Source organism: Streptomyces sp. NPDC002788 (assembly GCF_053592115.1).
Window position 1 is genome coordinate 1 of sequence record NZ_JBSFVB010000047.1, and the last position, 1,175, is coordinate 1,175.

1 pseudogene is annotated in these 1,175 nt (G+C 69.0%); it reads right to left on the reverse strand.

Annotated elements, in window-relative coordinates:
- Positions 1–1,175 (reverse strand): annotated as a pseudogene (locus ACWD1U_RS37215) (alpha-1,4-glucan--maltose-1-phosphate maltosyltransferase); the annotation flags it as partial.

Genomic DNA, 1,175 nt, shown 5'->3' on the forward strand with positions numbered 1-1,175 from the left:
CGGATGGTGTTGAGGCGGGTGAGCAGCGGGGCGATGGTGCGTCCTTCTCGTTCGGCCGCTTCCCAGTCGCGGGGCCTGAGCTGGTACTTCTCCGAGTTCAGGTACTCCTCGCTGCCTTCTTTGAGCGGGGTGTTCTCGCACAGCTCGTAGCCGGAGTAGACGCCCCAGGCCGGTGAGAGGGTCGCCGCGAGCACGGCCCGGACCTCGAAGGCGGGCCGGCCGCCCTGCTGGAGGTAGGCGTGCAGGATGTCGGGGGTGTTGGCGAAGAAGTTCGGCCGCATGTAGCAGGCGGCCTCACCCGACAGCTCCGTCAGGTACTCGGTCAGCTCCTGCTTGGAGTTGCGCCACGTGAAGTACGTGTAGGACTGCTGGAAGCCGATCTGGGCCAGGGTGTGCATCATCGCCGGCCGGGTGAACGCCTCCGCCAGGAAGATCACGTCGGGGTCGGTGCGGTTGATGTCCGCGATCACCCGCTCCCAGAACACCACCGGCTTGGTGTGCGGATTGTCCACCCGGAAGATCCGCACCCCGCAGCCCATCCAGTGCCGCAGCACCCGGCAGGTCTCGGCGATCAGGCCGTCCATGTCCGCGTCGAAGGCGATGGGGTAGATGTCCTGGTACTTCTTCGGCGGGTTCTCCGCGTAGGCGATGGTGCCGTCGGGGCGGTGGTGGAACCACTCGGGGTGCTTGTGCACCCAGGGATGGTCCGGGGAGCACTGCAGGGCGAAGTCCAGGGCGACCTCGAGCCCCAGGTCACGGGCCTGGTCCACGAACCGGACGAAGTCGTCCAGGGTGCCCAGGTCCGGGTGGACGGCGTCGTGGCCGCCCTCCGGCGAGCCGATCGCCCACGGCACCCCGACATCGTCCGGGCCGGGGGAGAGCGTGTTGTTCTTCCCCTTGCGGAACGTCGTGCCGATCGGATGGATCGGCGGCAGGTACACCACGTCGAAACCCATCGCCGCGATCGCCGGCAACCGCCGCGCCGCGGTACGGAACGTGCCGTGCGGCCGCTCCGCGGTGCCCTCCGAACGCGGGAAGAACTCGTACCACGACCCGTACAGCGCACGCTCCCGCTCCACCAGCAGCGGCAGCGGCTCGCTGCTGGTCACCAGGTCCCGCAAGGGGTACCGGGACAGGACCGCGTCCACCTCCGGCGTCAACGCCGCCGCCAGCCG